The organism is Variovorax sp. GW821-FHT09B01 (assembly GCF_059418345.1).
Genome location: NZ_JBWKPQ010000002.1, coordinates 913,180 through 920,690 on the forward strand (window position 1 = coordinate 913,180; position 7,511 = coordinate 920,690).

6 protein-coding genes are annotated in these 7,511 nt (G+C 67.2%); all 6 read left to right on the forward strand.

Annotation, left to right across the window (positions count from 1 at the left end; translation table 11 throughout):
- The first annotated feature begins 16 nt into the window (after positions 1 to 16).
- The 6 genes from AC07RV_RS11375 to AC07RV_RS11400 all read left to right on the forward strand — a co-directional run bounded on the left by AC07RV_RS11375 (position 17) and on the right by AC07RV_RS11400 (position 7,405).
- Entirely contained in the window at positions 17 to 1,909 is a 1,893-nt protein-coding gene (locus AC07RV_RS11375) for a dipeptide ABC transporter ATP-binding protein (protein WP_296787585.1), read from the forward strand.
- A 95-nt stretch (positions 1,910 to 2,004) separates the two neighbouring features.
- Complete coding sequence (gsiB, locus tag AC07RV_RS11380; RefSeq protein ID WP_093341462.1) at positions 2,005 to 3,558, forward strand: glutathione ABC transporter substrate-binding protein GsiB; 1,554 nt, start codon at positions 2,005 to 2,007, stop codon at positions 3,556 to 3,558.
- An 81-nt stretch (positions 3,559 to 3,639) separates the two neighbouring features.
- Complete coding sequence (gene gsiC / locus AC07RV_RS11385; RefSeq protein ID WP_261205959.1) at positions 3,640 to 4,560, forward strand: glutathione ABC transporter permease GsiC; 921 nt, start codon at positions 3,640 to 3,642, stop codon at positions 4,558 to 4,560.
- A gap of 10 nt (positions 4,561 to 4,570) precedes the next feature.
- Positions 4,571 to 5,512: a glutathione ABC transporter permease GsiD gene (gene gsiD, locus AC07RV_RS11390; RefSeq protein WP_296787582.1), complete on the forward strand. Its 942-nt coding sequence runs from the start codon at positions 4,571 to 4,573 to the stop codon at positions 5,510 to 5,512.
- On the forward strand, positions 5,509 to 6,558 hold the full coding sequence (locus AC07RV_RS11395) for a DmpA family aminopeptidase (protein WP_296787580.1): 1,050 nt from the start codon (positions 5,509 to 5,511) through the stop codon (positions 6,556 to 6,558). Before gsiD ends, AC07RV_RS11395 begins: the two co-directional genes overlap by 4 nt.
- Positions 6,559 to 6,583: 25 nt before the next feature.
- Entirely contained in the window at positions 6,584 to 7,405 is an 822-nt protein-coding gene (locus AC07RV_RS11400) for a M55 family metallopeptidase (RefSeq protein ID WP_296787578.1), read from the forward strand.
- Positions 7,406 to 7,511: the final 106 nt, after the last annotated feature.

A 7,511-nucleotide genomic window follows, 5' to 3' on the forward strand; every position in this document is an offset into this window, starting at 1 on the left:
TCCCTTCCCGACCGCCATGTCCGCTGCGACCTCCCTCCCCCCTCTGCCCAACCTTCCGGAAGGCCGCGTGCTCGCGGTCGACGACCTCAGCGTGCGCTTCACCACCTCGGAGCGCACGGTCGATGCCGTCAAGAAGCTGTCCTTTCACGTCGACCATGGCGAGACGCTCGCGGTGGTGGGCGAATCGGGCTCGGGCAAGTCCGTGACCTCGCTCGCGCTGATGCGCCTGGTGGAACACGGCGGCGGCCGAATCCTCGACGGCCGCATGGCGTTTCGCCGCCACAATGGCGAGGTGCTCGACCTCGCGCAGGCGCGCGACCACACGATGCGCGGCATCCGCGGCGCCGACATCGCGATGATCTTCCAGGAGCCGATGACCTCGCTGAACCCGGTGTTCACCGCGGGCGACCAGATCGCCGAGGCCATCCGCATCCACCAGGGCAAGAGCAACGCGGCCGCGCGCGCCGAGGCGCTGCGCATGCTCGAGCTGGTGCGCATCCCCGAGGCGCGCAACGTGCTCGGCCGCTTCCCGCACCAGCTCTCGGGCGGCATGCGCCAGCGCGTGATGATCGCGATGGCGCTGTCGTGCAAGCCGCAGCTGCTGATCGCCGACGAGCCGACCACCGCGCTCGACGTGACGATCCAGGCCCAGATCCTCCAGCTCATCCGCGAGCTGCAGCAGGAGATGCGCATGGGCGTGCTGTTCATCACCCACGACATGGGCGTGGTGGCCGAGATCGCCGATCGCGTGCTCGTGATGTACCGCGGCGACAAGGTCGAGGCAGGCCCGTCGGACACCGTGTTCGGTGCGCCGCAACACCCCTACACCCGTGCGCTGCTGTCGGCCGTGCCCAAGCTCGGCGCCATGCAGGGCACCGAGCTGCCGGCCAAGTTCGAGCTGCTGCGCACCGAGACCGGCGCGCAGACCGTGCCCTGCACCCACACCGAACCGCACGACACGGTGCGCGCCGAGGCCGGCCCGATCCTGCGCGTGCGCGAGCTGGTCACGCGCTTCGACGTGCGCAGCGGCGTCTTCGGCCGCGTGAAGCGGCGCGTGCACGCGGTCGAGAAGATCAGCTTCGACCTCTACCCTGGCGAAACGCTGGCGCTGGTCGGCGAATCGGGCTGCGGCAAGTCGACCACCGGCCGCTCGCTGCTGCGCCTGGTCGAGAGCCAGAGCGGCGCGATCGAGTTCGGCGGCCAGAACATCCGCGAGCTGCCCACGCGCGAGCTGCAGGCGCTGCGCCGCAACATCCAGTTCATCTTCCAGGACCCCTTCGCCTCGCTCGATCCGCGCGTGACGGTGGGCTTCTCGATCATGGAGCCGCTGCTGATCCACGGCATCGCCAAGGGCGCCGAGGCGCAGCAGCGCGTCGACTGGCTGCTGCAGAAGGTGGGCCTGCCGCCCGAGGCGGCGCAGCGCTATCCGCACGAGTTCTCGGGTGGCCAGCGCCAGCGCATCGCGATCGCTCGCGCGCTGGCGCTGAACCCCAAGGTAGTGGTGGCCGACGAATCGGTGTCGGCGCTCGACGTCTCGATCCAGGCCCAGATCGTCAACCTGATGCTCGACCTGCAGCGCGAGCTCGGCGTGGCCTTCCTCTTCATCTCGCACGACATGGCGGTGGTGGAGCGCATCAGCCACCGCGTAGCCGTGATGTACCTCGGGCAGATCGTGGAGATCGGCCCGCGCCGCGCGGTGTTCGAAGCGCCGCAGCATGCCTACACGCGCAAGCTGATGGCGGCAGTGCCGGTGGCCGATCCCTCGCGCCGCCACAAGCAGCGCGCGCTGCTCGAGGGCGAGATCCCGAGCCCGATCCGCGCCGTGGGCGACGAGCCCGAGGTGCCGCCGCTGGTGCAGGTGGCGCCGGGCCATTTCGTGGCGCGGCATGCCATCGGCGGCGCTTTCTGACGCCTTTGAGTTTTTCCTTCGTTTTTCCGTCGCAGGGCCCCCTGCTTTTTTGTTCCTTCCTCTCTCTCTCTCACGAATCGACTGGAGTTCTTCCCATGAAGCCATCCTCTTCCTCCCTGCGATGGGCATCCGCGCTGCTGGGCCTGGCCGCGCTCGCCGCCTCGGGCTCGGCCCTGGCCGCCAAAGACGTGGTGCTCGCCATCGGCTACCAGCCCGAGACGCTGGACCCGTACAACACCAACACCACCATCACGACGGCCGTGACCAAGACCTTCTATGAAGGCCTGTTCCAGTTCGACAAGGACCTGAAGGTGCAGAACGTGCTGGCCGAGGGCTACGAGGTCTCGAAGGACGGCCTGGTCTACACCATCAAGCTGCGCAGCGGCGTCAAGTTCCACGACGGCACCGACTTCAACGCCGAGGCCGTGAAGTTCACGCTCGAGCGCGTGCTGAACCAGGACAACAAGCTGCTGCGCTACAACCAGTTCAACCGCGTGGGCAAGGTCGAGGCGCTGAACCCGACCACCGTGCGCATCACGCTGAAGGAGCCCTTCGGCCCCTTCATCAACTCGCTGGCCCATGCCTCGGCCGCGATGATCTCGCCGACCGCGCTCAAGAAGTGGGGCAACAAGGACATCGCCTTCCACCCCGTGGGCACCGGCCCCTTCGAGTTCGTCGAATGGAAGCAGACCGAGGCGGTCAAGGCCAAGAAATTCGACGGCTACTGGAAGAAGGGCTTCCCGAAGGTCGACACCGTGCAATGGAAGCCGGTGCTCGAGAACAACACGCGCGCCGCGATGATGCAGACCGGCGAGGCCGACTTCGCGTTCCCGATCCCCTACGAGCAGGCCGAGCTGCTGAAGAAGAGCGACAAGCTCGAGGTCGTGGCCTCGCCCTCGATCATCACGCGCTTCCTGGCCTTCAACATGCTGCAGAAGCCCTACGACAACCAGAAGGTGCGCGAGGCCATCGGCTACGCCATCAACAAGGAAGCGCTGGCCAAGGTGGCCTTCGGCGGCTATGCGATTCCCGCGCAGGGCGTGATGCCCCAGGGCGTGAAGTACGCCGAGAAGATGGCGCCCGTGCCCTACGACGTGAAGAAGGCCAAGGAACTGCTGGCCGAGGCCGGCTACCCGAACGGCTTCGAGTCGGTGCTGTGGAGCGCCTACAACAACACGACCAGCCAGAAGACCATCCAGTTCGTGCAGCAGCAGCTCGCGCAGGTCGGCATCAAGCTGCAGGTGCAGGCGCTCGAAGTGGGCCAGCGCACCGAGCAGGTCGATGCCTGGCCCGATCCCAAGACCGCCAAGGTTCGCCTGTACTACACCGGCTGGTCCTCGTCGACCGGCGAGGCCGACTGGGGCCTGCGCCCGCTGTTCGCCTCCGAGTCGTGGGCGCCGAAGCTCAACAACATGTCGTTCTACAAGAGCGAGGTGGTCGACAACGCGCTGGCCAAGGCGCTGGTGTCGGTCGACGAAACCGAGAAGGCCGCGCTCTACAAGACCGCGCAGGAACAGATCCGCAAGGACCTGCCGCGTCTGCCGCTGGTGACGGAGCAGAACCTGTCGGCGCACTCGAAGCGGCTGACGGGCGTGTTCGTGATGCCCGACGCCAACATCAACATCGACGCGATGTCGGTGGCGAACTGATCGCGGGTCTCTCCGTTTCCTGACTGACCGTGCGATGGCCTGCGGCACTCCGCCGCCGGCCGTTCGCGGCCCCTGCTCCCCATGCTGAACTACTTCCTCAAACGACTGTTGGGCCTGATCCCCACGCTGCTCATCGTCGCGGTGCTGGTGTTCCTGTTCGTCCACATGCTGCCCGGCGACCCGGCGCGCCTTGCCGCCGGCCAGGAGGCCGACGAGCAAACCGTGGCCATGGTCCGCGCGGAGCTCGGACTCGACAAGCCGCTGCCGCAGCAGTTCGCGAACTTCTTCACCCACATGCTGCAGGGCGACTTCGGCACCTCGATCCGCACGCGGCGGCCGGTGTCGACCGAGATCGCCGAGCGCTTCTTCCCGACGGTGATGCTGACCGTCACCAGCATGGTGTGGGCCGTGATCTTCGGCATGGGCATCGGCATCGTGTCGGCCGTGTACCGCAACCAGTGGCCCGACCGCATCGGCATGACGCTGGCGGTGTCGGGCATCTCCTTTCCCGCATTTGCATTGGGCATGCTGCTGATGCAGATCTTCTCGGTGCAGCTCGGCTGGTTGCCCACCGTGGGCGCGGCCACCTGGAAGCACTACATCCTGCCCTCGATCACGCTGGGCGCGGCCGTGGCGGCCGTGATGGCGCGCTTCACGCGCGCCTCGTTCGTCGAGGTGATCCAAGAGGACTTCGTGCGCACCGCGCGCGCCAAGGGCGTGCGCGAGCGCAGCGTGATCATCAAGCACTGCCTGCGCAATGCGCTGATCCCGGTGGTCACGATGATGGGCCTGCAGTTCGGTTTCCTGCTCGGCGGCTCGATCCTGGTCGAGGCGGTGTTCAACTGGCCCGGCCTCGGCCGCCTGCTGGTCGACGCGGTGCAGATGCGCGACTACCCGGTGATCCAGACGCTGGTGCTGCTGTTCTCGCTCGAGTTCATCCTGATCAATCTCGTGGTCGATGTGCTGTACGGCTTCATCAACCCGACCATCCGCTACAAGTGAGGCCGCCGCCATGACACAAGCCACCGGCGTGCCTGCCGAATCCACCCTTCCCGCCGCCATGCCCGCTGCCACACCAGTGACCGCGGTCCAGACCGCGGGCAAGGTCCGCACCCCCTGGGGCGAATGCTGGCGCCGCTTCAAGAAGCAGCCCGTCGGCATCGTCGCCGCCCTGTTCGTGCTGCTGCTGGTGTTCGTCGCCGTGTTCGCGCCGTGGATCGTGCCCTTCGATCCCGAGAACTACTTCGACTACGACATGCTCAACAGCGGGCCCTCGGCCACGCACTGGTTCGGCGTCGACCCGCTGGGCCGCGACATCTTCAGCCGCATCCTCGCGGGCGCGCGCATCTCGCTGATGGCGGGCTTCCTGTCGGTGCTGGTCGGCGGCTTCGTCGGCACCGCCTTCGGCCTGCTCGCGGGCTACTACGAGGGCTGGTGGGACCGCATCGTGATGCGCATCTCGGACGTGCTGTTCGCCTTCCCCGGCATCCTGCTGGCGCTGGGCGTGGTCGCGATCCTCGGCAGCAGCATGACCAACGTGGTGGTGGCGGTGTCGGTGTTCAGCGTGCCGGCCTTCGCGCGACTGGTGCGCGGCAACACGCTGGTGCTCAAGCAGCAGACCTACATCGAGGCCGAGCGCAGCATCGGTGCCTCGGACTGGACCATCGTCGTGCGCCACATCCTGCCGGGCACGATCTCCTCGATCGTGGTGTATTTCTCCATGCGCGTGGGCACCTCGATCATCACCGCGGCCAGCCTGTCCTTCCTCGGCATGGGCGCGCAGCCGCCCACGCCCGAATGGGGCGCGATGCTCAGCGAGGCGCGCGCCGACATGGTGACCTCGCCGCACGTGGCGCTGTTCCCCAGCCTCGCGATCTTCTTCACCGTGCTGGCCTTCAACCTGCTGGGCGACGCCCTGCGCGACGCGCTCGATCCGAAGATCGACCGGCAATGAACGCGAACGCCCTGCCCCGCATCGGCGGCCTGCGCCCCGGCCCGCGCGACGCGATCAGCGACGTCGCGGGCGTGACCGTGGGCCACCGTACGCTCGCCGACGGCCCGGTGCAGACCGGCGTGACCGTGATCCGCCCGCATGCCGGCGACCCGTTCCGCGACAAGGTGCCGGCGGCCGCCGTGGTGCTCAACGGCTTCGGCAAGAGCATCGGGCTCGTGCAGCTCGAGGAACTCGGCGTGCTCGAGACGCCCATCGCGCTGACCAACACCTTCTCGGTCGGCACCGTGGCCGGCGCGCAGATCCGCGACTGCATCGCGCACAACCCCGAGACCGGGCGCTCGCTGCCGACCGTGAACCCGCTGGTGTTCGAGTGCAACGACGGTTTTCTCAACGACATCCAGCGGCTGGCCGTGGGCGAGGCCGACTACCAGCGCGCGCTGGCCGATGCCGGCGCGGATTTCGCGCAGGGTTCGGTGGGCGCGGGACGCGGCATGTCGAGCTTTCAGCTCAAGGGCGGCATCGGCAGTACTTCGCGCCTCGTTCCGGTGGGCGCTGCTTCGCACACGGTGGGCACGCTGGTGCTCGCGAACTATGGGCGGCAGCCCGAGCTGCGGCTGGCGGGGCATGCGGTGGGCGCCCGCCTTGCCGCGCTCGTGGCCGAACGGGCCGTGGCGCAGGAGCCCGAGAAGGGCTCGATCATCGTCGTGGTCGCGACCGACGCGCCGCTCGATGCGCGCCAGCTGCGCCGGCTCGCGCTGCGCGCGGGGGCCGGGCTGGCGCGTACCGGCTCGGTCTTCGGGCATGGCAGCGGCGACATCGTGCTGGCCTTCTCGACCGCCTACACCGTGCCCGACCGGGCCGAACGCGCGATGCCGGCGGTGGCGATGCTGCACGAGACGCAGCTCGACGGGCTGTTCCAGGCGGCGGCCGACGGGACCGAGCAGGCGATCCTGCATGCGCTGTGGCGGGCCGAGTCGGTGACCGGGCGCGACGGCAATCACCGTGCCGCGTTGGGCGAGTTGCTGTCCCCTTCTCTCTTTCTTTGATTTTTCTCTTTTGCCGGGTGCCCTCATGAAAGTGCTGATCTCCACCGATATCGAAGGCGTTGCGGGGGTCTATCACCCCGAGCAGACGCGGCAAGGCAATCCCGAATACGAACGTGCCCGGCTGCTGATGGCGCAGGAAGCCAATGCGGCGATCGCGGGGGCCTTCGATGCGGGGGCGGACGAGGTGCTGGTGAACGACTCGCACGGGGGGTTTCGCAACATGCCGCCCGATGTGCTCGATCCTCGGGCTCGCGTGGTGCAAGGGAAGCCGCGCTATCTGAGCATGGTGGCGGGGGTGGAGGAAGATGGGGTCGAAGCGGTCTGCATGATCGGCTACCACTCGCGGGCGCAAGGGCGCGGGATTCTGGCGCACACGATCAACAGCTTTGCTTTTGCGGGTGTATCGCTCGGTGGGCAGGAGCTGGGTGAGGCTGGGCTTTATGGGGCGTTGGCGGGGGAATATGGGGTGCCGGTGGTGATGGGCAGTGGGGACGATGTGTTCATTGCCGAGAACCGTGGCTTGTTTCCTCAGGCTGTGTTCGTGGAGACGAAGAAGGCTACGGGGAATACCAGTGGGGTTTCTTTGTCGCCCGAGAGGGCTCGTGAAGCGATTCGGGCTGGGGTTCAAGTCGCGCTGTCTTCACGGGTCAAGGTTCTTCCGCTGGTGTTCGAAGGGCCGCAGACTGTGACTTTGAGGGCGCAGACTGCGGCGCTGGCGGATCTGTTTTGCCAGTGGCCGGCGTTTGAGCGGGTCGATGGGGTGACTCTTCGGTTTGTGGCTGCAGATGTCGAGAGTGCGGTTCGGATGTTGAACTGCTGCTCTGCGATGTCTTCGATGTTGCGGTGAGATCTGAGCTTTCTTTTCTCTGCCTAGGCCGTAGGCCGGGTCTCGCCCCGGCGGGCGACTTACTTTCTTTGTCTCGCCAAAGAAAGTAAGCAAAGAAAGGCGACCC